Annotated in this window: 20 protein-coding genes; all 20 read left to right on the top strand. The window is 60.4% G+C overall.

Annotated elements, in window-relative coordinates:
• The first annotated feature begins 28 nt into the window (after positions 1 to 28).
• The 20 genes from ACLEJR_RS03310 to ACLEJR_RS03215 all read left to right on the top strand — a co-directional run bounded on the left by ACLEJR_RS03310 (position 29) and on the right by ACLEJR_RS03215 (position 24942).
• Positions 29 to 757, top strand: coding sequence for a class I SAM-dependent methyltransferase (locus ACLEJR_RS03310; protein WP_440795789.1), 729 nt, complete (start codon positions 29 to 31; stop codon positions 755 to 757).
• On the top strand, positions 754 to 1602 hold the full coding sequence (locus ACLEJR_RS03305; RefSeq protein ID WP_440812091.1) for an NAD-dependent epimerase/dehydratase family protein: 849 nt from the start codon (positions 754 to 756) through the stop codon (positions 1600 to 1602). Before ACLEJR_RS03310 ends, ACLEJR_RS03305 begins: the two co-directional genes overlap by 4 nt.
• Positions 1599 to 2576 (top strand): ATP-grasp domain-containing protein, encoded by a 978-nt coding sequence (locus ACLEJR_RS03300; RefSeq protein WP_440812089.1) that lies wholly within the window; start codon positions 1599 to 1601, stop codon positions 2574 to 2576. The genes ACLEJR_RS03305 and ACLEJR_RS03300 overlap by 4 nt, the downstream gene beginning before the upstream one ends.
• A complete protein-coding gene (locus ACLEJR_RS03295) occupies positions 2557 to 3234 on the top strand; it encodes a metallophosphoesterase family protein (RefSeq protein WP_440795784.1) in 678 nt (225 codons plus the stop codon). The genes ACLEJR_RS03300 and ACLEJR_RS03295 overlap by 20 nt, the downstream gene beginning before the upstream one ends.
• A gap of 51 nt (positions 3235 to 3285) precedes the next feature.
• Positions 3286 to 4431, top strand: coding sequence for a dTDP-4-amino-4,6-dideoxygalactose transaminase (rffA, locus tag ACLEJR_RS03290; RefSeq protein WP_440812086.1), 1146 nt, complete (start codon positions 3286 to 3288; stop codon positions 4429 to 4431).
• Between the two features lie 232 nt (positions 4432 to 4663).
• On the top strand, positions 4664 to 5401 hold the full coding sequence (locus ACLEJR_RS03285) for a flagellar basal body rod protein FlgF (RefSeq protein ID WP_440795782.1): 738 nt from the start codon (positions 4664 to 4666) through the stop codon (positions 5399 to 5401).
• 49 nt (positions 5402 to 5450) lie between these two features.
• Entirely contained in the window at positions 5451 to 6236 is a 786-nt protein-coding gene (gene flgG / locus ACLEJR_RS03280; RefSeq protein WP_053154880.1) for a flagellar basal-body rod protein FlgG, read from the top strand.
• Between the two features lie 52 nt (positions 6237 to 6288).
• Positions 6289 to 6984, top strand: coding sequence for a flagellar basal body L-ring protein FlgH (gene flgH / locus ACLEJR_RS03275; protein WP_440795780.1), 696 nt, complete (start codon positions 6289 to 6291; stop codon positions 6982 to 6984).
• A 30-nt stretch (positions 6985 to 7014) separates the two neighbouring features.
• Positions 7015 to 8100, top strand: coding sequence for a flagellar basal body P-ring protein FlgI (locus tag ACLEJR_RS03270; protein WP_440812125.1), 1086 nt, complete (start codon positions 7015 to 7017; stop codon positions 8098 to 8100).
• Positions 8101 to 8110: 10 nt separating this feature from the next.
• A complete protein-coding gene (flgJ, locus tag ACLEJR_RS03265; protein WP_440812083.1) occupies positions 8111 to 9415 on the top strand; it encodes a flagellar assembly peptidoglycan hydrolase FlgJ in 1305 nt (434 codons plus the stop codon).
• Between the two features lie 10 nt (positions 9416 to 9425).
• Entirely contained in the window at positions 9426 to 11492 is a 2067-nt protein-coding gene (flgK, locus tag ACLEJR_RS03260) for a flagellar hook-associated protein FlgK (protein ID WP_440812080.1), read from the top strand.
• 13 nt (positions 11493 to 11505) lie between these two features.
• Positions 11506 to 13071: a flagellar hook-associated protein 3 gene (locus tag ACLEJR_RS03255; protein WP_440795774.1), complete on the top strand. Its 1566-nt coding sequence runs from the start codon at positions 11506 to 11508 to the stop codon at positions 13069 to 13071.
• Between the two features lie 108 nt (positions 13072 to 13179).
• Positions 13180 to 16761, top strand: coding sequence for a glycosyltransferase (locus ACLEJR_RS03250; protein ID WP_440812122.1), 3582 nt, complete (start codon positions 13180 to 13182; stop codon positions 16759 to 16761).
• Between the two features lie 63 nt (positions 16762 to 16824).
• A complete protein-coding gene (locus tag ACLEJR_RS03245) occupies positions 16825 to 19728 on the top strand; it encodes a TIGR00180 family glycosyltransferase (RefSeq protein ID WP_440812077.1) in 2904 nt (967 codons plus the stop codon).
• A 316-nt stretch (positions 19729 to 20044) separates the two neighbouring features.
• Positions 20045 to 20971 (top strand): ketoacyl-ACP synthase III, encoded by a 927-nt coding sequence (locus tag ACLEJR_RS03240; protein WP_440795770.1) that lies wholly within the window; start codon positions 20045 to 20047, stop codon positions 20969 to 20971.
• 337 nt (positions 20972 to 21308) lie between these two features.
• Entirely contained in the window at positions 21309 to 22157 is an 849-nt protein-coding gene (locus tag ACLEJR_RS03235) for a flagellin domain-containing protein (protein WP_440795768.1), read from the top strand.
• A 72-nt stretch (positions 22158 to 22229) separates the two neighbouring features.
• On the top strand, positions 22230 to 22595 hold the full coding sequence (locus tag ACLEJR_RS03230) for a flagellar protein FlaG (protein WP_047737641.1): 366 nt from the start codon (positions 22230 to 22232) through the stop codon (positions 22593 to 22595).
• An 82-nt stretch (positions 22596 to 22677) separates the two neighbouring features.
• Positions 22678 to 24108 carry a flagellar filament capping protein FliD gene (gene fliD / locus ACLEJR_RS03225; RefSeq protein WP_440795766.1) on the top strand — a complete coding sequence of 477 codons (1431 nt, stop codon included), beginning with the start codon at positions 22678 to 22680 and terminating at the stop codon, positions 24106 to 24108.
• Positions 24109 to 24238: 130 nt separating this feature from the next.
• Positions 24239 to 24634 carry a flagellar export chaperone FliS gene (gene fliS, locus ACLEJR_RS03220; RefSeq protein WP_440795764.1) on the top strand — a complete coding sequence of 132 codons (396 nt, stop codon included), beginning with the start codon at positions 24239 to 24241 and terminating at the stop codon, positions 24632 to 24634.
• An 11-nt stretch (positions 24635 to 24645) separates the two neighbouring features.
• Positions 24646 to 24942, top strand: coding sequence for a flagellar protein FliT (locus ACLEJR_RS03215; RefSeq protein ID WP_440795762.1), 297 nt, complete (start codon positions 24646 to 24648; stop codon positions 24940 to 24942).
• The last annotated feature ends 60 nt before the right edge of the window (positions 24943 to 25002 follow it).

Below are 25002 nucleotides of genomic sequence, written 5' to 3'. Positions count from 1 at the left end.
ATTTGGCCGCCCAGCGGAGTGCAGTGACATGAGCAACGATCTTGATACCTTCATCGCCGCCTACAGCGATAGCTTTGGCTATGCGTATGACAACAACATCATTCTCAATTGGTATCCCCAACGCATCATGGCGCTGTGCACCCAGGCGCAAAGCCTGCTGGAGCTCGGCGTGGGCCATGGTTTCAGTACCCATCGCTTCTCGAAGTTCTTCAGCAAACACACGGTCATCGATGGCTCCGCCTCGGTGATCGCCCAGTTCAAGGGCCAGTACCCGGACAGCCCGGCCGAGATTGTCGAAAGTTATTTCGAGACCTTCGACACCGACCAGCGTTTCGATCTCATCGTGATGGGCTTCGTGCTTGAGCATGTCGATGACCCGCAGGTCGTGCTGCAACGGTTCAAGCGTTTCCTGGCGCCGGGTGGTCGTTGCTTCGTGCTGGTACCCAATGGCGAGTCCCTGCATCGGCGCTTCGGCCATGCTGCCGGGTTGCTTGACGACATGATGGCGCTGGGCCGTGGCGATCTGGAACTGGGCCATGTGCGCAGCTATTCGCTACAGTCCCTGACGGCTGAGCTGCAAGCTGCAGGGTTTGAGGTGGTGCGCAAGGAGGGCGTGTTTCTCAAGCCTTTCACCACCGGTCAACTGAAGGAATTGAACCTGGGGGCAGACATCGTCCAGGCCATGTGCACCGTGGGCATCGACTACCCGGAGCTCAGTTGCGCGCTCATGCTCGAAGCGACAGTTGCCGCGTCATGAGGAGCCTGGTCATCGGAAGTACCTCGGTCATTGGCCAGGCGGTCGCTCGCAGCTTGTCGCGCCATGGCCAGGTCAGGTTGGCGGGGCGCCGCAATGCCGACATCGCCTTCGACTTGAGTGCCCAGGTCCCCGTCGCCTGCGATGAGCGCTTCGACGTTGTCGTGTTGGCCGCTGCCGATTTCGGCGGGCGCCAGCCGAATGAGCTGGTTCGCGCCGAGCTGGTCAACAGCGTGGGTACGCTGGCGGCCTGTCGCCTGGCGGAACAATGCGGGGCCCGCCATTTCATCTTGCTGTCGTCGCGTTCGGCCTGTGACCAGGTGACGGATCCCTACTTTGGCATCTACTCGCTGTCCAAGCGCCATGCCGAGGAAGTGGCAAGCCTGTACTGCCGGGAGCGCGGCATGGGGTTGAGCATCCTGCGCATCAGCCAGGTCTACGGCAGTGACGAGCAGTGCCGCTCCCATCAACCGCTGTTGTACGCCATCGCGGACAAGGCGCAAGCCGGGCAGGCCGTCGAGCTGTATGGCCGCAACGACGCCAGGCGCAACTACCTGCACCTCAACGACCTTGCCGAGCTCTGCGCACGGGTAGCGACCCAGGGCATTACAGGGCTGTTCAACTGCGGCCATTCGCAATCCCCGCGTCTTTCCGAGATCGCCCAGGCCGCGTTCGAAGCATTTGGCAAGCCGCTGGACGTCCGCTTCCTGGCGGAAAAAAACGACATCCCCGACCTGCCGCCCTTCGACGATTTGCAGGCGCTCCACGAGCAAACGGGTTTCACCCCGCGAATCGACATTCGCCAGGGATTCGAGTTGATGCGAGCGCACCGGGAGACCCTGACATGAAGACCGTCATGGTGACTGGCGTAGGGGCCATCATGGGCTATGGCCTGCTCAAGTCCTTACGTGCGGCGGACCCTGCCGTGCGCCTGATCGGCACCGATATCTACGACGACGCTGTCGGGCGCGCTTGGAGCGATGCATTCGAGCAAGCCCCGCTGACCGCTGACCCGGGATATGGTCAGTGGCTGGGCGACACCCTCGCCCGGCACAAGGTTGACCTGCTGATTCCGGGGATCGAACAGGACCTCCATTGGCTGTCGGACAACCGCGCGTTGTTGGCCACGCTTGACTGCCAGGTGGTGCTCAACAATTCGCACCTGATCGACCTTTCCCGGGATAAATGGGCCATGGACCAGGCGCTGGTGGCGCTGGGGGATGCATGCCGTATTCCCAGCCTGCTGTCCGGGGACTTTCATTCGCTCACGGCCGCGCTGGGCCTGCCGTTCCTGCTCAAGCCACGCAGGAGCTACGCTTCCAAAGGGCTGGTCTGGGTTCGCGAGGAGCGCGACTTCACGCCTCATGCGCCGTTGCTGGGTGAGTACCTCATGGCCCAGCCGATCATTGGCAGTGCGGCCGACGAGTTCACCGTGGCGGCGTTTGGCGACGGTCGCGGCGACACCGGGCCGATCATCGCTTTCCAGCGCCGCCTGGCCTCGGATGGCTCCACCGCCAAGGCTTGGGTGTATCAGGACGATTCGCTGGAACAGGTTGTGGTCAGGTTATGCCGTGCCTTCAAGCCTGAGGGGCCGACCAACTTGCAGTTCCGGCGTGGCGGCGACGGTTCCTGGAGCCTGCTGGAGATCAATCCGCGGATTTCCTCGACCAGTTCGATACGCCGCGCATTCGGCTACAACGAGGCGGCCATGTGCCTGGACTATTACCTGCACGGCAAGAAGCTGGCCAGGCCTACGCTGCGCAGTGGTTTCGCTGTTCGTTATATAGAGGACTTCATTGTCTATGATCGGGATCATTTCTGACGTACATGGCAATTACAGCGCCCTTCGGACAGTGCTGGCCAAGCTCGACGAACTGGGCGTTACGCAGATCATCTGCCTGGGCGACACCGCCGGTTACTACAGCCAGGTCAACGAATGCTGCGACGCTCTGCGCGAGCGGGACGTCTTCTCGGTGATGGGCAACCACGACTGGTACCTGGCCAAGCATGAGCGATGCCCTCGTTCCAACAGCGCTAATGCCTGCCTGGACTACCAGCAAGGCGTCGTCACGGCGCAGAACCTGGCCTGGCTGGGCTCGCTTGCGCAGCGCTCGAACCAACAGGGGGTGAGCATCGTCCACGGTGGCTGGAACGATCCGCTGGATGAGTATGTGCGACCTTCGCAGGCGTATTTTTCGCCCTTGCCTGGCCGCTACTTCGCCTCGGGCCATACTCATGTCCAGTACCTGTGGAGCGGCGAAGGCAAGGTCTACTGCAACCCTGGTTCAGTTGGTCAGCCCCGTGATGGTGACGCTCGGGCCGGTTTCGCCACCTGGGACGGTGAGGCGTTCGAGCTGCATCGGGTTGAATACGACATCGGTGAAACCCAGCAGGCGATGAAGCGGGCCGGATTCACCCCGTACTTCTATGAGAATCTTGATACAGGCAGCCAGATAGGTGGACGGGTCAGTGCGGTTTGAGGTTTTGTCCTGCGCGCCATCCATGACCATGCCCATCCAGGGAAGTTTGCAATGAGCAAAGAAACGATCTTCTTCAACCGCCCTTACATGACCGGCAAGGAACTGGATTACATCGCCCAGGCCAAGTTCGGCAACATGCTCGCCGGCGATGGTCCCTTCACCAAACGGTGTCATCGCTGGCTGGAGGCGCAAACGGGCAGCAACAAGGCCCTGCTGACCCATTCATGCACCGCGGCCCTGGAAATGACGGCGTTGCTGCTGGATATCCAGCCTGGCGACGAAGTCATCCTGCCGTCGTATACGTTCGTTTCCACCGCCAATGCCTTCGTGTTGCGCGGCGCGGTGCCGGTCTTCGTCGATGTGCGGCCCGATACCCTGAACCTGGACGAGCGCCTGATCGAGGCGGCGATCACGCCACGGACCAAGGCCATCGTACCTGTGCACTACGCTGGTGTGGCCTGCGAGATGGACGAGATCCTGGCCATTGCCCGCAAGCATGGACTGGCCGTGGTGGAAGACGCCGCGCAAGGTGTGATGTCGACCTACAAGGGGCGGGCGCTGGGCAGTATCGGTGACATGGGGGCCTTCAGCTTTCACGAAACCAAGAACGTGATTTCGGGGGAGGGCGGGGCCTTGCTGGTCAATGATCCCGCGCTGGCGTTGCGGGCCGAGATCATCCGGGAAAAAGGCACCGATCGCAGTCGGTTCTTCCGGGGTGAAGTAGACAAGTACACGTGGCAGGAGGTGGGTTCCTCGTTCCTGCCGGGGGAAATGACCGCCGCGTTCCTCTGGGCCCAGTTGGAAGAAGCGCAAGCCATCACCAACTGCCGCCTGGCCCTCTGGGACAATTACCATGCGGCGCTGGCGACGCTTGAGCGGCAAGGGGCGCTGCGGCGTCCGATAGTGCCTGAAAACTGCCAGCACAACGCGCACATGTACTACGTGATCCTCGCCCCTGACGTGGAGCGCCAGGCCGTCCTGGAAGAGCTCAAGCGGCATGCCATCTACGCGGTGTTCCATTACGTGCCGCTGCATTCATCGCCCGGTGGCCTGCGTTATGGACGCGTGCAGGGTTCGATGGAGGTGACTGACGGCTATTCCGAGCGCCTGTTGCGTTTGCCCATGTGGCTCGGCTTGACCCATGAGCACCAGGAGCAGGTGGTGGGTGTGCTGGGCGATGCCTTGGCAAAGGCCTGACTTTCCTCAGCCGATGAGGTGGCCTGGCATCGGGCCAGGTGCCAGGCCTTGCCACCTGGCGGCATAACACCGCCGGTTTTTCGACTTTGACACCCTCGACCTATCCTCTGTAATCCCCTCAGGCCCTTTGTTTACCGGGCTCGGGCCGCCAGAAAAAAGTTGGTCTGTAAATTGCTTAAGGCTCTGCCGTACAGCAGTGGACGGCAACCGTCCGGCATGCAGAGGAACGACAGTGGACAAGTACCTTTATGTGGCAATGACCGGCGCCAGCCAGAACGCACTGGCGCAGCGGGCCCATGCCAACAACCTGGCGAACATCTCCACCAATGGTTTTCAGAAAGACCTGGAGCAGGCGCGTTCGATGCCGGTATTCGGCGACAGCTTTCCGGCGCGGGCATTTGCCATGTCCGAGCGTCCCGCCACTGACTTCACCCCGGGTGCGTTGGTTGAGACCGGTCGTGACCTCGATGTGGCAGTCAGCGGGCCGGGCTGGATGGCCGTGCAGAACCCCGATGGCGGTGAAAGTTATGTGCGCACCGGCAGCCTGAACGTTGACGCTCTGGGTGTGCTGCGGGCCGGCAACGGCATGCCGGTCATGGGCAACGGTGGTCCGATCGCCGTGCCGCCAGAGCAGAAAATCGAGATTGGCCAGGACGGCACCATCAGCATCCGCGCCATGGGCGAAGGCCCGCGCGTGATGGCTGAGGTGGACCGCATCAAACTGGTCAATCCGGACCTCAAGAACATGACCAAAAGCCTGGACGGCTCGATCCGCACCAAGGACGGCCAGCCGGCGCCCATCGATGCCAATGTGCAACTGGTGTCGGGCTTCCAGGAAGCGAGCAACGTCAACGCAGTGGATGAAATGACTTCGGTGCTGGCCCTGGCCAAGCAGTTCGAGCTCCACGTGAAAATGATGAACACGGCCAAAGAAGGCGATGAAGCCATGGCTCGGGTCTTGCAAATCTAACTATTACTGACAGCGTCGCGCCGAAAAACAGGCGTACGAGGAGAAACGAATGCTTCCGGCTCTTTGGGTTGCCAAAACAGGTCTGTCCGCCCAGGACACCAACTTGTCTACCATTTCCAACAACCTGGCGAACGTCTCGACCACAGGCTTCAAACGTGATCGGGCCGAGTTCCAGGACCTGCTGTACCAGGTCAAGCGCCAGCCCGGTGCCCAGTCGACCCAGGACAGCGAACTGCCGTCGGGCCTGCAAGTGGGTACGGGTGTGCGCATTGTCGGCACCCAGAAAAACTTCAACGCCGGCAGCCTGCAAACCACCGAGCAGCCGCTGGACATGGCCATCGACGGTCGCGGTTTCTTTCAGATCCTGCAGCCGGACGGCACCACGTCCTACACCCGTGACGGTACCTTCCACCTCGACTCCAATGGCCAGATCGTCAACGCCAGCGGTTTCGCCCTGGAACCGGCCATCATCATCCCGAACGATGCCCAGACCTTTACCGTGGGCCGTGACGGCACGGTGTCCATCACCGTGGCGGGCAACCCTGCCGCACAGGTGATCGGCAACCTGCAGACCGCCGACTTCATCAACCCGGCGGGCCTGCAAGCGGTGGGCAACAACCTGTTCCTGGAGACCGCCGCCAGTGGTGCGCCGCAAGTCGGCACTCCGGGCCTGAACGGTTTCGGCACCACGCTGCAGAACACCCTGGAAACCTCCAACGTGAGCACCGTTGAGGAGATGGTCAACATGATCACCACCCAGCGCGCTTACGAAATGAACTCCAAGGTGATCTCCACCGCGGATCAGATGCTCTCGTTCGTCACGCAGAACCTGTAATTACATTTATGAGGCGGCCGCAGGTCGCCTTGCAACACCGAGAGGTAGGGTCATGAAACGCTTTGTATCTGTTCTGGCACTGAGTGGGATCACCGCGCTCGCCGGCTGTGTCGCGCCTACGCCAAGGCCCAATGACCCGTATTACGCTCCGGTGTTGCCGCGCACACCGTTGCCGGCCGCCGCCAACAACGGCTCGATCTACCAGGCCGGTTTCGAGCAGAACCTGTACAGCGACCGCAAGGCCTTCCGGGTCGGTGACATCATCACCATCACCCTGAACGAGCGGACCCAGGCCAGCAAGAACGCCAACTCGCAGATCGACAAGACCAGCGAGACCAGCGTCGGCCTGACGTCGCTGTTCGGCTCGAGCCTGACCACCAACAACCCGATCGGCAGCAACGACCTGAGCCTCAACGCCGGTTACGGCTCCGACCGCGCCACCAAGGGCGACAGTAAATCCGGGCAGAGCAACAGCCTGACCGGTTCGATCACCGTGACCGTCGCCGACGTGCTGCCCAACGGCATCATCGTCGTGCGTGGCGAGAAATGGCTGACCCTCAACACCGGTGATGAACTGGTGCGAATCGCTGGCATGGTTCGTGCTGACGATATAGCAACCGACAACACCGTGTCGTCGACTCGTGTGGCTGATGCGCGCATCACTTACTCGGGCACCGGTGCCTTTGCCGATGCGAGCCAGCCGGGCTGGTTCGACCGTTTCTTCCTCAGCCCGAAGTTCCCTTTCTAGGTGGTCAAGTTGAATCTTAAGCAGCTGTTGATGGGTGCGTTGATGATGTCGGCAGCCTTCAGTGCTCAAGCCGAGCGTCTGAAGGACATCGCCAGCATTTCCGGCGTGCGTTCCAACCAGTTGATCGGCTACGGCCTGGTCGTGGGCCTGAACGGTACGGGCGACCAGACCACCCAGACGCCGTTCACCTTGCAGACCTTCAACAACATGTTGTCGCAGTTCGGCATCAAGGTACCGCCTGGTTCGGGCAACGTGCAGCTGAAAAACGTCGCGGCGGTGTCGATCAGTGCCGACCTGCCGGCGTTCGCCAAGCCAGGCCAGCAGGTAGACATTACCGTCTCGTCCATCGGTAACTCCAAGAGCCTGCGTGGCGGCACGCTGCTGCTCACACCGCTCAAGGGGATCGACGGCAACGTCTACGCCGTCGCCCAGGGCAACCTGGTCGTTGGCGGTTTCGATGCCTCGGGTGCGGACGGTTCGAGAATCACCGTCAACGTTCCGTCGGCCGGTCGCATCCCTGGCGGTGCGACGGTGGAGCGTGCGGTGCCGAGCGGCTTCAACCAGGGCAACAGCCTGACGCTGAACCTCAACCGTTCCGACTTCACCACGGCCAAGCGCATCGTCGACAAGATCAACGACATGCTCGGCCCAGGCGTGGCCCAGGCCATCGACGGCGGTTCGATTCGTGTCACCGCGCCGATGGACCCGAGCCAACGAGTCGACTACCTGTCGATCCTGGAAAACCTCGAGGTCGATCCGGGCCAGGCGGTGGCGAAGGTCATCATCAACTCGCGTACCGGCACCATTGTCATCGGCCAGAACGTCAAGGTTTCGCCGGCCGCCGTGACTCACGGCAGCCTGACGGTGACCATCACCGAAGACCCGATCGTCAGCCAGCCGGGCCCGCTGTCCAACGGCCAGACCGCGGTCGTGCCGCGTTCGCGGGTCAATGCCGAACAGGAAGCCAAGCCGATGTTCAAGTTCGGGCCGGGCACTACCTTGGATGAAATTGTCCGGGCAGTGAACCAGGTCGGCGCGGCCCCAGGCGACTTGATGGCGATCCTCGAAGCCCTGAAGCAGGCCGGCGCGTTGCAAGCCGACCTGATCGTGATTTGAGGGACTGGCCATGGATATGCGCAAGGGCGCTTTGATCAGCGGGGATTCAGCGTCCTATTCGGACCTGAACCGCTTGAACCAACTCAAGGTCGGCGACAAGAACAGCGAAGGCAACCTGCGTAAAGTCGCGCAGGAATTCGAATCGCTGTTCCTGGGCGAGATGCTCAAGTCTATGCGTTCGGCCACCGAGGCGTTGGGCAAGGACAATCCCATGAACACGCCCGAGGCCAAGCAGTACCAGGAAATGTACGACCAGCAGCTGGCTGTTTCCATGTCCCGTGAAGGCGGTGGTATCGGCCTGGCTGACGTGCTGCTGCGCCAGATGTCGAAGAACAAGCCGTTGGCCCCCGGCGAGGCGGCGACGTTGTCGGCCGCCAAGCAGCAAGAGGCGCTGGACAAGGTCACCAAGGCAGCGGTGCCGACCCCGGTCGCTGCCGGAACCCTGCCGACCGACGGTCCCTTGTCTCGCACCAGTGGCCAGCGTCCGCTGTGGGCGTCGCGAGCCGTGAGCGCGCCGCAGGGGACAGAAGGTGCTCATCGTAACGATATGGAACTGCTCAACCAGCGGCGCCTGGCCCTGCCACCGAAACTGGCGGACCGGCTGCTCGCCGGGCTGGTGCCTTCGGCGGCGGTCAATGCCGAGGTGCCTGCGCAAAACCTGCTGCCGGATCGCGCCGTCGCTGCGGTCAAGCCGGCCACCGGCGAACTCGCCAACGGCGACTGGCTGGCCGCGCTCAAGGCCGCCGACGCGAAACCGGACATGCAGGTCTACGGCCGTGCCGTCGCGCAGCCGCCGCTGGCTCCGGCCCGCAAAGCCTTCCGCGATGCCGACGAATTCGTCAACGCGATGCTGCCGATGGCCAAGGAAGCGGCGGCCCGCATCGGCGTGGATCCACGCTACTTGGTGGCCCAGGCCGCGCTGGAAACCGGTTGGGGCAAATCGGTCATGCGCCAGCCTGACGGCAGCAGCAGCCACAACCTGTTCGGTATCAAGGCGAGCCAGAACTGGAAGGGCGATTCGGCGCGAGCGATCACCAGCGAGTTCCGCAATGGCCAGATGGTCAAGGAGACGGCCGAGTTCCGTTCCTACGCGTCCTATCGCGACAGCTTCCACGACTTGGTCAATCTGTTGCAGAGCAACAGCCGCTATCAAGATGTGCTGAAGTCGGCCGATAACCCGGAACAATTTGTACGCGAGCTGCAGAAGGCCGGTTACGCCACCGACCCGAACTACGCCCGCAAGATTTCGAACATAGCCCGGCAGATGACGAGTTACCAGAACTACGCGTCTGCAGGCGCCACCACGACTTTATAAGGTCTGAACCATGAGTTTGCTCAATATAGGGATGTCGGGTCTGTCCACAAGCCAGACCGCGTTGGTGACCACGGGTAACAATATCGCCAACGTCGATACCGCCGGTTATTCACGTCAACAGACCGTGCAGACCACCAAGGCGTCGAATCAATACGGCAACGTGTTCATCGGTTCCGGCACGACCCTGGCCGACGTGCGCCGGGTGTACAACTCCTATCTCGAAGCGCAGCTCAAGACCACCACCTCGCTCAACAGCGATGCGGCGGCCTATCAGGGGCAGATTACGCCGCTCGACTCCCTGCTGTCCGACAGCGGCACCGGCCTGAACGGCGCGCTGACCAAGTTTTTCGCTTCGGTGCAGAACGTCAATGCCAAGCCGGGCGACGATGCGTCCCGCCAGTTGCTGCTCAGCGATGCCCAAGCCCTGAGCAACCGTTTCAACTCGGTTGCCAGCCAATTGACGGCACAGAACGAGAACATCAACGGCAACTTGTCGAATATGGTCGAGCAGGTCAACAACCTGGCTTCCACCATTGCGCAGTTGAACAAGAAAATCGCCGAAGTCTCTAACGCGGGCGGTGCGCCTAACGACCTGTTGGATTCCCGTGGCGAAGCCATTCGCCAGCTCTCCACCTTCACCGGTACTCAGGTGGTGGAGAACGGCAGCAGCCTGGACATCTATCTGGGCTCCGGACAGCCGTTGGTGATGGGCAACATCACCAACACCCTTCAAGCGGTGCCGGACAAGAACGATCCGGGGCGCATGGGTATCCAGCTCAACAGTGGCTCCAGTTCCATGGACCTCAGCCAGGTGCTCACCGGCGGTGAGATCGGCGGTCTGATGCGCTACCGCAGCACCGTGCTGGACCCGGCCATGAACGAGCTGGGCCGCGTGGCGCTGGTCGTCGCCGACCAGATGAACAGCATTCAGGCCTCCGGTATCGATAAGAACGGTGCCTTCGGGTCCAATCTGTTCAGCAACATCAACAGCGCCGCGCAAATCAGCCAGCGCAGCGTCGCCGCCCTGAACAACAGTGCGGGCGCCGGCAACTTCAACGTGTCCATCGAAGACACCGGCAAGTTGACCACCAACGACTACAAAATCACCTTCACCAGCGGTAGCGACTACACCGTCCAGCGCCTGCCCGATGGCACCTCGATGGGCGCGTTCAACACCGCGACCACGCCGCCACCGGTAGTCGACGGTTTCTCGCTGACCTTCGCCAACGGCACCGCGGCCGCCGGGGACTCGTTCAAGATCACCCCGACCCGCAACGCGGCGGGCAGCATCAAGACCGAGATGACCGACTCCAAGCGGCTGGCGATTGCCGCGCCGCTCGGCGCCGCTATCGCGCCGGGCGGCAGCGGCACGCTGACCATTCCGGCCAGCGGCCAGCCGGCGATGACCACCAAGCTGGACATCTACGACGAAGCCACCACCAGTATCATCCAGAACGGCATCCAGAACTCGATGCCGGTCAAGGTGGTGTTCGGCGCGACCTCCGCCGACGGCACCAGCCAGGGTTACCAATTGCTCGATGCCAAGGGTGGCACGATCAGCAGCGGCACGATCAAGCCTGGCCAGAGCAACACCCTGAGCCTGAGCGTTCCGCTCAAGGACGCCAGCGGCAACCCGATCATGGATTCGTCCGTACCGCCGGTGCAGCGCACCGTCTCGTTCGACATGTCCATCGCCGGTGCGCCGTCCCAGGGGGCTGGCATCAATATCAGCCTCAGCCAGGCCGGTAGCCTGGACAACCGTAACGGCACCGTCCTGGCCGGCTTGCAGACCGCCAAGACCGTCGACACCAACTCCGGCAGCAAAGGCATTTCCCTGAACGATGCCTACGGCAAGCTGGTGGAAGGGGTAGGGGCCAAGGCTGCCCAGGGCAAGCTGGACAGCGCCGCCACCGGCGCCATCCTGAACAACGCCAAGACTGCCCGCGACTCACTGTCGGGCGTGGACCTGGATGAAGAAACCGGCAACCTGGTCAAGTTCCAGCAGTACTACACCGCGTCTTCGCAGATCATCAAGGCTGCGCAACAAATCTTCAGCACATTGATCAACAGTCTTTAAGGAGCCGTAGCCCATGCGCATTTCTACCTCTCAGTTCTACGAAAGCACGGCTGCGAACTACCAGAAGAACTTCGCCAAGGTGGTCAAGACCAGCGAAGAGGCCAGCAGCCTGGTGCGGGTGAACACCGCGGCCGATGATCCGGTGGGCGCTTCGCGTTTGCTGCAGTTGGGCAACCAGGCGTCGATGCTTAAGCAATATGAAACGAACGTCACCACGATCAAGGCGACCTTGGGCACCACCGAAGCGGTCATGACCAGCATCGGCAACGTGCTGCAACGCGCCAAGGAATTGGCCGTCAGCGCCGGCAATGCCGCCTACACCGACTCCGACCGCAAGGCGGTGGCCTCGGAATTGGGTTCGATCGAAGAGCAGCTGCTGAGCCTGATGAACACCAAGGATGAGAACGGCAAGTACATCTTTGCCGGATCCAAAGGCGACATCGTGCCATTTACCCGCAACGACGACGGCAGCTACAGCTACAACGGCGACCAGGTCACCCTGGACCTGCCGATCGGCGACACCATGTCCATGGCCACCAATAGCACCGGCTGGGAAGCGTTCCAGCAAGCCGTCAACACCAGCCGCAGTCAGGTCACCATGACCGCGCCGGCGGTGGATGATGGGCGTGTGGTGTTGACCAACGGCCAGGTCTCGTCCGCTGTGACCTACAACAGTCAGTTCCGCAGCGGCGAACCGTACACCGTGGAGTTCGCCAGCGGCACCCAGTTGAAAATCACCGATTCGAGCGGCAACGACGTAACTGCCGAAGCCAGTAAGGGCGGCGTCATCAACCCCGACACCCAAGCCGGGCAGACTGTGAGCTTTCGCGGTGTCGACCTGACCTTGAACGTCAACCTTCATACGGGCGACGCGGCCGGCACGGTGCTGCCTGGCCACACCTTTACCCTGGCGGCCAAGCCTGACAGCTTCACGCCGGCCCGGAGCCCGGGCAACACCACGGCGACCCAAATCACCGGCAGTGCCATCACCGACCCGGTGGCCTACCACGCCAGTTTTCCGTCGGGATCGGCAGTGATGAAATTCACCAGTGCCACGGATTTCGACCTGTACGCTGCGCCACTGACCGCAGACAGCAAGCCGGTGTCCAGCGGCACCCTGGCAGGCAACGTTGCGACCGCCTCCGGCGTGAGCTTTACGCTCAACGGTGCCCCGGCCACCAACGATCAATTCAACATCGCGGTCAACACCCACGAGACGCAGAACATTCTGGATACCGTGAACCAGTTGCGCTCGGCATTGGAAACGCCAGTCGATGGCAATAACATCGCTGGTCAGAAACTGAACGCGGCACTGGCTTCGGCCATGGGTAACCTGGCCAGCGGTACTGATCAGTTGACCAGCGCGTTGAGTTCGGTCGGTGGTCGCGGACAGTCTCTCGACACCCAGAGCGACACCAACCAAAGCTTTGTTTTGGCCAACTCCCAGACCCAGTCGGCGATTCGTGATTCCGACCCGGCCGAGGTGATGACGCGCCTGACCTTACAGCAGACTATGCTGCAAGCATCGCAGTTAGCGTTCAGCAAGATCGCTCAATTGGGTCTGTTCAACAAAGTCTGATCCGGGATAGGGACCGTGACGCCAACGCGGTCCCTGACCCGCTCCTTATACGATTCAGGACGTCCTGCTCTCGCCTGAGTTGGCGCCCGCCGGTTGAGAGCCATGCGTGTGAAATCAGCTCCTCTTGTCAGTATTGCCATCCCCGCGTTCAACCCACGCTTTTTCACTCTCGCTTTGCAAAGCGCGCTCGACCAGACCTACGAGAACCTGGAGATTGTCATCTGCGACGACTGTCGCACCGATGAGATCGAGCAGATTGTCCAGACCCTTGGCGAGGGGGCAAAGGTCGAGGTGCGCTACTTGCATAACCAGGATCGGCTCGGATTCCAGCAGAATCTGTTGCGCTGCCTTGAAGAGTCCCGGGGCGAATTCATCAAGTTCCTGTGTGATGACGACCAGTTGTTGCCGCTCTGCGTCAGCCAGCAGGCGGCGATCCTACAGGAGCATACGCAGGTGTCCTTGGTGGTCAGCAAGCATCACCTGATCGATGCCGACAATTATGCCTTGCCGATCCGCTTGGAAAATACCGGCATCACACAGTTCGATGCGCTGTTCAACGGCACTGACATGCTGGCGTATTTTGAAAAGACCACCCGCAATATTCTCGGCGGTTTCAGTAGTGCATTGATGCGCCGCACCGATGCTGAGGCCTTGCTGCCCGCGTTGGCGCGGGCCGGTGAAGGCTTCGAGGCGGTGCTCGATTTTGCCTTGTTCATTTGCCTATTGCGCCGGGGCAATCTGGTCCAGCTTTATGTCGAGGGCAGCGGCCAGCGGTTGCATCCGGATCGCCTGGGGCGTCAGCCCAAGATGCTCGATGCGGCCACGGTGGAACTGACATGGCTCAAGGAAATGCTCGCCCAGCGCAGTGGCGAGCCGGCGCCCGCCAGTGGCTGGGTGCGTTACCAGACACTGGGGCAGCCCAAGGAGCCGGGGGCACCGGAGTGGGAGGAGATCAACGTCTACTCGATCATTGCGACCCGGCAGGGCGTTATCGGTTCGCAAGTCGGTACGGACATCGAAAGCTACGCAGACCTCTACGTGCAGTGGCTGGAGTGCCGGCATTTCAGCCCATTGCGCAAGCAGGTCCTGTCTCGCCAGATCGCCCGCTGGGCCTATCGTCCGAGGATCGTCCCCGTCATCATCGACGCGCAGGACGATGCCTATGCGCTTGGGATTACCCTGCAGAGCATTGCTGCGCAGGCCTATGCCTGCGAATCGGTGCTGGTGTTGTCCAATGGTCGCCAGTCACTGGACAACCATGTCCTGCGCCTTAGCCTGCAAGCCGATTGGGCGCAGCAGCTCAGTGGCTTACTGCCCCAGTTGGACGGTGCCGACTGGTTCTACCTGCTGCGGGCCGGCGATCGCCTGACCGAATCGGCGCTGCTGATAATGGCCGACCGAATAGTCGGCTCGCCGGGTGCGGTCTGTCTCTACAGCGATGAAGGCGCGCTGGTGGATGAAAAGTCGGTTGAGCCGATCTTCAAGCCTGACTTCAACGTCGACCTCATGCGCGGTTATCCCTATGTCGGGCGGACACTGGCGTTCGAGCGCGAGCGATTCCTGGACTCGGGCGGATTCGAACCGAGCCTGGGGGAATTGGCGCCCCATGACCTGGTCTGGCGACTTGTGGAAACAGACGGGCCGCAAGTCATTGGTCATATTCCCGAGGTCCAGGTCGAGTCGATGTTCTCATTCGCCCAATGGCTGTCGCTGCCCGAGGTCATCGAGCAAAACGCCCGGTTGGTCGGCGCTCATCTCCAGCGAATCGGCGTGCCGCACCGGCTGCATCCGGGGCCGCTTCTGACGTTGATCCCACGCATCGAATATCTTTTCGACGAGCGGCCGCTGGTGTCGATCATCATCAGCGTCAAGGATGACCTGGGCGCGCTGGAGCGTTGCGTCAACAGCCTGATCAGCACGACCGCGTATCCGCACTACGAAATCATCATCGTCGATAACGCCAGCGAGAACTCCGAGCTGCAACATTGGTTGCGGGCAATGGCCGAATTGGGCAGCGACACACTGCGAATATTCTTCCACCAGGGAAGCGATAGCGAAGCGGTGATCCGCAACTTCGCCGCGCAACAGGCTCGCGGTGAATACCTGTTGTTGCTCAACCCCCATTGCATGGTGTTCGAGGCCGCCTGGCTGGACGAGTTACTCAATCATGGTCAGCGCCCCGAGGTCGGCATCGTGGGGCCTCGTACGCTGAACCAGCAAGGGCGGGTCATCGACTCCGGCATGATCATGGGGCTCGGTGGCCTGGCGGGCAGAGCCTTTGTCAACGAATCGGTCACCTCAGGCGGCTACATGCAACGCTTGCAGACAGTGCAGAACTGGAGCGCTGTCGGTGATCACTGTCTGTTGGTGCGCAAGCAGGTGCTGGAGGAGACCGGTGGGTTCGATGAGTCGATCACGACGCAGCGCATCAACGCCCTGGAGCTGTGCCAGCAGGTCGGAAAAAACGGTTACCTGATCGTTACCACCCCTTACAGTGACGTGGTGCTGGCGTCTGGCGTGGAAGCCAGTCGCGATGCTTCCTGGAAGCAGCGGTTGGAGCTCGAACAGGAGGCGTTCTATCAGCGCTGGTTGCCCAGAATCGCCAATGATCCCGCCTACAACCGTAACCTGACCCTGACCGGGAAAAGCTTCAGCCTCGAACCCGGACCCCGCACCGGCTGGAATCCGTTGATTACCCGCAACGTGCCTTCGATCCTGGGGATGGCGGTCAATACCTCGGCGGTGGGGCACTACCGGGTCAGCCAACCGTTATTCGAACTGGAAGCGGCAGGGCGAATCGTGGGCCGTGTTGCCTACGATACCCCCTCGATTATCGATATCGAGCGTCAGTCACCCGATGTGATCGTGCTTCAAGGTCGCTATAACGTGGGTAAGTTCAAGGACATCGCCCAGGTCAAAAATTACTCCAAGGCCATGCGCATCTACGAACTGGATGACTACATCGCCAATGTCCCGGAAAAAAACGAACACCGCCGCAATATGCCGGACAACCTCGAAGACTTGCTGCGCCGGGGAATCGCCCAGTGTGATCGGGTGGTGGTCTCCACCCATCCGCTGGCGGACGTCTTGTCCAGCATGCACCACGATATCCGCGTGGTGCCGAACATGTTGGCGGCCGGCCTGTGGCAGCAGCTCAGAAGCCAGCGGGCCACCTCCGGCAAGCCGCGTATCGGTTGGGGCGGCGGCACCAGTCACCGCGGCGACTTGGAGCTTATTGCAGATGTCGTGCGTGAACTGGCTGACGAAGTCGAATGGGTTTTCTTCGGCATGTGCCCGGATCTGCTCAGGCCCTATGTTCATGAGTTTCATCCTGGCGTGAGCCTGGCGGCGTATCCGGCGAAACTTGCCAGCCTGAATCTTGACCTGGCCCTGGCGCCGCTTGAGTTTCATGTTTTCAATGACTGCAAGAGCAACCTTCGTCTGCTGGAGTACGGTGCGTGCGGCTACCCGGTCATTTGTTCGGATACCGAAGCTTACCGGGGGCATTTGCCTTGCACCCGGATCCTCACCAACAGCAGCGAAGAATGGCTGGAGGCGATCCGCATGCACCTGGCAGACCCGATTGCCAGCTACCGGATGGGCGACGAATTACGTGAAGTGGTGTTGCGCGACTTTATTTTGCGCGGCGATAACCTGCAGTACTGGGCCAACGGCTGGCTGCCGGATTGATGGGTTTCAACCTTGAAACTCCCGGTGTCGCTGATGCGGTCATCCACTCATTAAGGAATGAATATGCAAAGCAATGTCCCAACAGGATCGTCTGCGCCGTTGAATGAACGGTTGACCCTGGTGCTGCTCGCTCACGACCAGTCGACTGCCCTGCGACGGGCGTTGCGCCATTACCGCGACAGTTCATTCGCCGTGCTGGTCATCGACTCGTCCAGCCAACCCGACGGCGACATCATGGCAGCGTTTCCCGTCGTGCAATACCTGCACGCACCCACGGCCTCAGGTTTCGGCGACAAGGTTCGCCAGGCTGTCGAGCGCGTCGCCACGCCTTACCTGACAGTGGTCGATGCCGAGGATTTCCTGCTGCCCCAGGCGCTCGAGCAGGCCTTGCAGTTTCTTGAGGCGCACCCCGACTACGGTGCCTGCCAGGGTTATAGCCTGGCGTTCGAGGCCCACGCCGATCGCGTCGACTACTACCTGCTCGATCGCAAGGGCAGTGACGACTACCGAGATGCATCGGCTGAAGCGCGGCTGGCCGCCTTTGCCGAAGATTGTCCGTCGCTGGCCAATGCCCTCGTGCGCACTGAAACCCTGCGGCGCAGCTACGCGTCGTTGCCCACCGGTTTTGATTCGCGGTTGCACGAAGCCGGCCATTCCTGTGCTTTGGTGAGCGAAGCCTCGGTGTGCTTGCTGGACATTCCATACGGTGTACGTGAGCGCGGTCGCGTGGCGCCGCCGCCGAGCCCTTCCGCAGTGCCTGGTTCCCAGGATTTGCGTGCGGCCGCCGAACAGGAACGCCTGGCCACGACGTTGGCCAGCACATTGGGCTCGGGAGCCTCGACGCGCGAGCACCTCAAAATCATCGTGAAGAAACTGGCCGAGCGCTCGGTGCCGCAGTCCAGCAAGCTGTTGGAGTCCTCCTGGGATTCGCGGCGCGGCGAACCGGTTCGCCGGTTCGAACCGACGCAATACGTTGAAATGCCTTTCTACAATCGGGCGTTCTTCGACGAGCTCACCAACCTGGAATTCCTGCTTCATGCGGCGCCAAGCGGGCAGGTGCAGTTGAGGGAACTGGAAGCGGTCATGCTCAAGCAGAAAGAGCTGTCTCGCCCCCAGCGCAACGCCAGCGCCGAGCCGCTTGATGAGCAACTGGCGAGGGCTTTCCTGAGCTATGCCTTCAACCAAGACCTGAATGAGCAGCTGCTCGATCTCATGAAGGCTAAGGGTGACAAGCGCTACGTGCAAATGCTCCAGGCTTGGAATCAACGGCTCAAAGCGGCGGCGTTTGAAAATACCGCGAGGTTGTTCGACACCACGCGCTCCGGCCAATTGCTGGCCTGGCTCGAAGCGCGTGAACCGAGCGCCAGTGACGCCCGGAAAGTCTCCAAATACCTGGCCGACCGCAACGGTGGCCCGACGTTCGGCATTTTGATCCTGGATCTGGACGCCGACATCTTCAAGATGCAGGCAACGTTCGACAGCGTCATCAATGGCTACTGCCGGGCGTTCAAGATTGTTGTGTTTACCACCGGCGATCTGCCGGCCGAGACGACGTCAAAGAATGTCCTGCATTTTGTCAAAGTCAACGAAAGCAACTACGTCGACAAGATCAATCAGGTGGTCGGCCAGAGCGATTGCGATTGGATGGTCATGGCCGAGGCAGGTGACGAGCTGACGCCGGCCGGCCTGTTCCGCGCGGGTGTTGAATTACTTGGCGCTCCACAGTGCCAGGCTGTGGCAATGGATGAGTTCCAACGTCAGCCCGACGGGACGCTGGCCGATGTATTCCGGCCAGGGTTCAACCTCGACTTGTTGTTGAACGCCCCAGCCTTGATGGCCCGTCATTGGCTGGTACGCCGCGAGACGTTGGTCAGGCTCGGCGGCTATTCCCGCGAGTTCAAGCAAGCGATGGAGTTCGACCTGCTGTTGCGCTTGATCGAGCAGGACGGCCTGGAGGGCCTTGCCCACTTGGACGAGCCGCTGCTGATCAGTCAGGCGCCACCGGTGGAAGACAACATCGATGAGCGCAAGACGCTGCTGCGTCACTTGGCAGTAAGGGGGTATCAGGCCGACGTGAGCACGGCGGTGAGGGGCACGCACAAGATCGACTATCGTTTTGCCGATCGCCCCATGGTGTCGATCATCGTCCATGGCGTCACCGAACTGGCGGCGTTGCAGCGTTGCTTGCTCAGCGTGCTGCAACGCACTCGCTATCAGCGCTACGAGGTGTTGGTCCCGCTCGTGGCGGCCGAGCACGCGACGCTGCGCACCTGGCTCGGCGGCCAGGGGCATCAGGCCAGTCGTGTGCGGTTGCTGGAGATCGAAACGGGCGTCGCGACCGGGTCGTTGGTCAACGCCGTCAGCCAGGAGGCCAAGGGTGACTATCTGGTGACCCTGGCGGCCGACAGCGAGGTGCTCAACGTCAACTGGATCGAGTCGCTGCTCAACCAGGCCTTGCGTCCGGAAGTCGGTGTGGTCGGCGCCAAGTTGATCGAGCGCGATGGGAGCATCAACCAGGCTGGCTTGATCCTGGGCTTGAATGACGAAGTGGGCTCGCCTTTCATCGGCGAGTCGAAGTCCGGCAAGGGCTATATGAACAGGCTGGTCGTCGAGCAGAACTGTTCGGCGGTGTCGTTCGCCTGTTTGATGATTTCCAGGCAGCTGTTCAACGCGGCCGACGGTATCGACAGCGGACTTTTCGACGAGGCCCTAGGGGATGTCGACCTGTGCCTCAGGGTGGGCCAGGCGGGTTACCTGACGGTCTGGACGCCCCATGTGCAGGTAATCCAGTCCGGTGTGCTGGCCAGTACGCCTGAAGCGCTTGCGGCGCTGCGTGGAAAATGGTCCGAGGCGTTCGCCCAGGATCGCTTCTACAACGCCAACCTGGCGCTGCAAGGTGCGGGTTTCGCTCTAGGACCTGTGCGCAACGTACCGTGGACTGACCTGTTGGACAAACCTGCCGCCTGATCTGGCTGCTCGGCGCCGGCAGGGCGAACCTGCCGGCGCGCTTGCCGAAATACCCCGCCCATCACCCGATGCCTACCCGCAGTCTCCTACGGACGTGGACAATGACAGCGCTTCGTTTGTCATGAAAAAATGCCTCTGTGGCATAAAACGGCGTGACGCATAGGTCATAAAGTGCATCTTCACTGTATTGTATTCCGCGGAGTGGAGGCCCATTCGTTTGCCTGGCATGGCCTGCGCCCTTGGAAATCAACCATTTTGAAGCGCCCCTGAGCTTTGGGGGTGGAACCTAGTCGCAGTTTATGATCGGGAAGCCATGATGATTGGCATAAAAAGCATAGCGAGTTACGTGCCGACCGCTGGCGTGGATAACTACGCTCAGGGTGCCAAATTCGAGAAGGATGAGGAGTTCATCCTTGGCAAGATCGGTTCAGCGTTCCTGCCGCGCAAAGACGCTGACCAGGAAACCTCGGACCTGTGTGTCGAAGCCGTGAACGCCCTGTTCGCCAACAACCCGCAGCTGTCACGCGAATCCATCGACGCGCTTATCGTGGTCACCCAGAACGGTGACGAAGAGGGATTGCCGCATACCGCTGCCATCGTGCAGGACAAACTGGGCCTGCCAACCCATGTGGCGGCGTTTGATATTTCGCTGGGCTGCTCAGGCTACGTCTACGGTATCTACGCTCTCAAAGGCTTTATGGAGGCCGCTGGGCTGAAGAACGGTCTGTTGGTGACGGCTGACCCTTACTCGAAGATCGTCGACCCTGAAGACCGCAATACCACCATGCTGTTCGGCGATGCCGCCACGGCCACTTGGATGGCCGAAGGAGCCAGCTGGCAGTTGGGCAAGTCCAAGTTCGGTACCGACGGGTCCGGCGCGCCGCACCTGAAGGTCAGCGACGGCGTGTTTTTCATGAACGGCCGCCAGGTGTTCAATTTTGCCTTGCTGAAAGTCCCGGCTCATCTGCACGAGTTGCTCAATGAGTCTTCGCTGCAAGCCAGCGACATCGATGCCTTTTGCATCCACCAGGGCAGTGCGGCGATTGTCGATGCCGTGGCGCGCCGTTTCGAGGGTGAGCCCGAGAAATTCATCAAGGACATGGTCGAGACCGGCAATACCGTATCGTCGAGTATTCCGCTGCTGCTGGAAAGGCACGTGCTGGATGCTGACTGGAAGCGCGTTGCAATCAGCGGTTTCGGCGTGGGCTTGTCGTGGGGATCGGCGATTCTCTATCGCGACTGATTCACAACTGAACATAAAGGTGGGAGCGGGCGTGCCCGCGAAGGCGTCGGTACTTCAGCACAGATACAAAGCTGATTCACCGCTTTCGCGAGCAAGCCCGCTCCCACTTTTTTTGCCTGCGATTTCATGAAGCAGGTTTTTGACGCCATTTTTCAGCGCTTCGCTCCACGCTAAGCCCTTGTTTATCAAGGAGTGGCAGTCTGCTAGCAAAATTTTTGAAAAAAGCCCTCAAGCAAGTTCCTAACCCGACGATAACTATTACGAAGGTTCTCTAGGCCACACCCCGGCGGTTGCCAAGGGCCGGAAGCCGCAGTACCCAACCAACGAGGAATTCGTCATGGCTTTAACAGTAAACACCAACACTACTTCGCTGAACGTTCAGAAGAACTTGAACCGTGCTTCCGACGCTCTCTCCACTTCGATGACCCGTCTGTCTTCCGGCCTGAAAATCAACAGCGCTAAAGACGACGCCGCCGGCCTGCAGATCGCTACCCGTATGACCTCGCAAATCCGCGGTCAGACCATGGCAATCAAAAACGCCAACGACGGTATCTCCATGGCGCAGACCGCTGAAGGCGCGATGCAAGAGCAAACCAACATTCTGCAGCGTATGCGTGAACTGGCCATCCAGTCCCGTAACGATAGCAACAGCGCAGATGACCGTATCGCTCTGAACAAAGAGTTCTCGCAGATGAGCGACGAACTGACCCGTATCGCCAACAGCACCAACCTGAACGGCAAGAACCTGCTCGACGGTACTGCTAGCACCATGACCTTCCAGGTTGGTTCGAACACCGGTGCCGACAACCAGATCTCCCTGACCCTGAGCGCCAGCTTCGACGCCGCGGCCCTGGGTGTTGACTCGGCCATCACCATCGTTGGTTCCGACAGCGCTACTGCTGAAACCAACTTCTCGGCCGCAATGGACGCAATCACCAGCGCGATCGACACCATCAACAGTGCTCGTGCCGACCTCGGTGCTGCTCAGAACCGTTTCGCCAGCACCATCTCCAACCTGCAGAACATCAACGAAAACGCCAGTGCTGCACTGGGTCGCGTACAAGATACCGACTTCGCTGCTGAAACTGCACAACTGACCAAGCAGCAGACCCTGCAGCAAGCGTCGACTTCGGTTCTGGCCCAGGCCAACCAACTGCCATCCGCTGTACTGAAGCTGCTTCAGTAATAGCCGGATGAGTTTTAGCGGGGGAGTGCGCATGCGTGCTCTCTCGCTTTTTACGTTCAAGAGGTGATGGACATGGATATGAGCGTGAAGCTGAACTTGTCTTATCCAGCGGCGAAGCCGACGCCTACAGTGGCCGACAAGCCAGTGGAGAAGCCTCAAGCCGATGTTGTTTCCGTGGCACCGGTCAAGGAAACTCCCAAGGACGCTGCTGCCGAGCAAGACAAACTCAAGAAGGCCGTTCAGGAAATCGAGAAGTTCGTCCAGTCGGTCAAGCGTAATCTGGAGTTCTCTATCGATGAGCCTTCAGGCAAAGTAGTGGTCAAAGTCATCGCCAGCGGTTCCGGTGAAGTGATTCGCCAGATCCCGAACGAAGAAGTTCTGAAACTGGCGAACAGTTTGAATGATGCAAACAGCTTGTTGTTCAGCGCTGAAGCCTGACAATCGGCACGAATTTCGTTGCTATGTACTTTTGGGCGTTGTAGGGGTCAAAAGGCCGGCGACACACTGAAGGGAGTTCCTCATGGCAAGTCCGATTCTACCTGGCCTGGGGCTGGGTTCTGGTCTTAACACGACTGAGATCGTTAAGGCACTGGTCGATTCCGACAAGGCTGCCAAGCAAGGTCAGATCACCCGAGCTACCAACACAACCAGCAACAGTATCTCCGGGGTCGGCACCCTGAAGTCTTTGCTGGCAGCCTTCAATACCGCCATGAAGGACTTGGGCAACACCAAGAACCCGCAATTCGCGGGTTTTGCCGCAACCTCTTCCGTCCCTGGTGTGCTCACGGCTACCGCCAGCAACTCAGCGGTCAACGGCACTTATGCCATCAAGGTCACCAACCTCGCCACGGCGTCCAAGGTCACTTCGGCGGCTTTCGCCGGTGGTACGACCAGTGCTATCCCTTCCGGCACGCTAACCATCGCGCAGAAGGGGGTCAACTACAACCTCACTGTGCCGGACGGTTCGACCTTGCAATCGGTGCGTGACGCGATCAACGCCGACTCGTCCATGAAGGCCGCCGGTTTGAGTGCCAACATCGTGACCGACTCCTTCGGTTCGCGGCTGGTGCTGGGCTCCACCACCACCGGCGCAGGTTCCGATATCTCGGTCAGCGGTATTGCCGGCCTGGAGATCGACGGGACGAACGTCGTGGGCGCCAGCAATACTGCACTGACGGCCACTTCGGCGGGTGCTATCGGTGCCTTGGCCCAGGACGCCGTGTTTTCCGTCGATGGCATGAAGCTGACGAGCGCAAGCAATACGGTGAGCACGGCGATTTCTGGATTAACGTTGAATCTGGTCGGCGTACCCGGTGACGGCACATCCACCGTCACCGTCGCACCGAACAACGATGGTCTGAAAGCCTCGATCCAGAAGTTCGTCGATGCCTACAACGCGGTCGCCAACAGCATCACTGCGCTGACAAAGCCGTCTCTGGATGATGATGGCAACCCGACGATACCGGCCAAACTGACTGGTGACTCTTTGCCTCGCTCGCTCCTGGCGACGATCCGCGAACCGTTGTCCCAGACAGGTGCTGGTGACAAGCTCACGGTGTTGGCCCAGCTGGGTATTACCACCGACCAGAAGACGGGTGCATTGAATTTCGATAGCACCAAGTTCAACGCCGCCATGAATGACAAGAAGCTCAGCGGTGAAGTCCAGACGATGTTCACTGGTACCAATGGCTTGCTGGAGCGCATGGGCAAGGCGATCGAACCCTTCACCCAGACCGGTGGCATCCTCGACCAGCGGACCTCTGCGCTGACCAAGACCCAGACCCGGCTCAAGAGCGATCAGGCGGCCCTGGATCGCCGGGTCGAGACGTTGACCGCTTCGTTGACCAAGAAGTACAACGACATGGATACCCTGGTCGGCAAGCTGAAGGCCACGGCCAGTAACATCACTTCTATGTTCGAGGCCCTGACGGCGCAACAGAGAAACAGGTGATTTCGACCGATGTAAAAAAGCCCGGCAACGTTTTGACAACGTTCCGGGCTTTCGGCTTTTCGGTCTAAAGTTTTTTGACGCGGCGTCGATACGCTGTTTATACGAACTGAAGATTTTGATGAGGTAGCACATGAATCCGCTGTTGGCCCTTCGCCAATACCAGAAGATTGGCGCCCAGGCGCAAACCTCCGAAGCGAGTCCCCATCGTCTTGTTCAAATGCTCATGGAAGGCGGCCTGGATCGCATCGCGCAGGCCAAAGGTGCCATGGAACGCAAGGATATCGCCAGCAAGGGCATATTTATCAGTAAGGCCATCGGTATCGTCGGCGGCCTGCGTGAAGGCTTGGATCTGGAAAATCGGGCCGAGTCGGTTGCCGAATTGGATGCGCTCTACGACTACATGATGAAACGTTTGACCGAGGCCAACATCAAGACCGATCCGAAGATCCTCGACGAAGTCGCCGATCTGCTTCGCACGGTCAAGGAAGGTTGGGATGCCATCGCCACCCCTGGCCCGCAATTCTGAGGAGCACTCTCATGAGTCTTGTCCTGCAACGAATAGAACACACCCGTGATGCGCTGGTCGACGCACTGGCCGAGCGTAATTGGGAGGCAATCGGTCAGTTGGACTTGACGTGCCGTTCGTGCATGGAAGATGTCCTGAGCGAGTCCGGGGTGGACGAGGCGACGTTGCGTAACAATCTTGAGCAATTGCTGGGGGTGTACAAGCAGTTGCTCGAGGCGGCGACAGGGGAGCGCCAGGCAATCGTCGACGAGATGTCGCAGATCCATCAAGCACAGAACGCAGCAAAGGTTTACCATCTGTTCGGTTAATACTCAGTTAATCCGAATCCGTTGCGCCATAAATTTGACTGTGCACGGTTTTTTGACTTA

This window comes from Pseudomonas sp. SMN5, from assembly GCF_052041925.1.
Lineage (GTDB): Bacteria > Pseudomonadota > Gammaproteobacteria > Pseudomonadales > Pseudomonadaceae > Aquipseudomonas.
The sequence above is the reverse complement of the archived record's forward strand: the minus strand, read 5'-3'. Positions and strand labels throughout refer to the sequence as shown.

Coding starts and splice junctions, on each gene's coding strand:
- ACLEJR_RS03305 (WP_440812091.1), top strand. CDS start 754: ATGAGGAGCCTGGTCATCGGAAGTACCTCGGTCATTGGCCAGGCGGTC.
- fliD (WP_440795766.1), top strand. CDS start 22,678: ATGGCAAGTCCGATTCTACCTGGCCTGGGGCTGGGTTCTGGTCTTAAC.
- ACLEJR_RS03295 (WP_440795784.1), top strand. CDS start 2,557: ATGATCGGGATCATTTCTGACGTACATGGCAATTACAGCGCCCTTCGG.
- rffA (WP_440812086.1), top strand. CDS start 3,286: ATGAGCAAAGAAACGATCTTCTTCAACCGCCCTTACATGACCGGCAAG.
- ACLEJR_RS03240 (WP_440795770.1), top strand. CDS start 20,045: ATGATTGGCATAAAAAGCATAGCGAGTTACGTGCCGACCGCTGGCGTG.
- ACLEJR_RS03300 (WP_440812089.1), top strand. CDS start 1,599: ATGAAGACCGTCATGGTGACTGGCGTAGGGGCCATCATGGGCTATGGC.
- flgK (WP_440812080.1), top strand. CDS start 9,426: ATGAGTTTGCTCAATATAGGGATGTCGGGTCTGTCCACAAGCCAGACC.
- ACLEJR_RS03235 (WP_440795768.1), top strand. CDS start 21,309: ATGGCTTTAACAGTAAACACCAACACTACTTCGCTGAACGTTCAGAAG.
- flgJ (WP_440812083.1), top strand. CDS start 8,111: ATGGATATGCGCAAGGGCGCTTTGATCAGCGGGGATTCAGCGTCCTAT.
- fliS (WP_440795764.1), top strand. CDS start 24,239: ATGAATCCGCTGTTGGCCCTTCGCCAATACCAGAAGATTGGCGCCCAG.
- ACLEJR_RS03255 (WP_440795774.1), top strand. CDS start 11,506: ATGCGCATTTCTACCTCTCAGTTCTACGAAAGCACGGCTGCGAACTAC.
- ACLEJR_RS03245 (WP_440812077.1), top strand. CDS start 16,825: ATGCAAAGCAATGTCCCAACAGGATCGTCTGCGCCGTTGAATGAACGG.
- ACLEJR_RS03215 (WP_440795762.1), top strand. CDS start 24,646: ATGAGTCTTGTCCTGCAACGAATAGAACACACCCGTGATGCGCTGGTC.
- ACLEJR_RS03310 (WP_440795789.1), top strand. CDS start 29: ATGAGCAACGATCTTGATACCTTCATCGCCGCCTACAGCGATAGCTTT.
- ACLEJR_RS03270 (WP_440812125.1), top strand. CDS start 7,015: ATGGGTGCGTTGATGATGTCGGCAGCCTTCAGTGCTCAAGCCGAGCGT.
- flgH (WP_440795780.1), top strand. CDS start 6,289: ATGAAACGCTTTGTATCTGTTCTGGCACTGAGTGGGATCACCGCGCTC.
- flgG (WP_053154880.1), top strand. CDS start 5,451: ATGCTTCCGGCTCTTTGGGTTGCCAAAACAGGTCTGTCCGCCCAGGAC.
- ACLEJR_RS03230 (WP_047737641.1), top strand. CDS start 22,230: ATGGATATGAGCGTGAAGCTGAACTTGTCTTATCCAGCGGCGAAGCCG.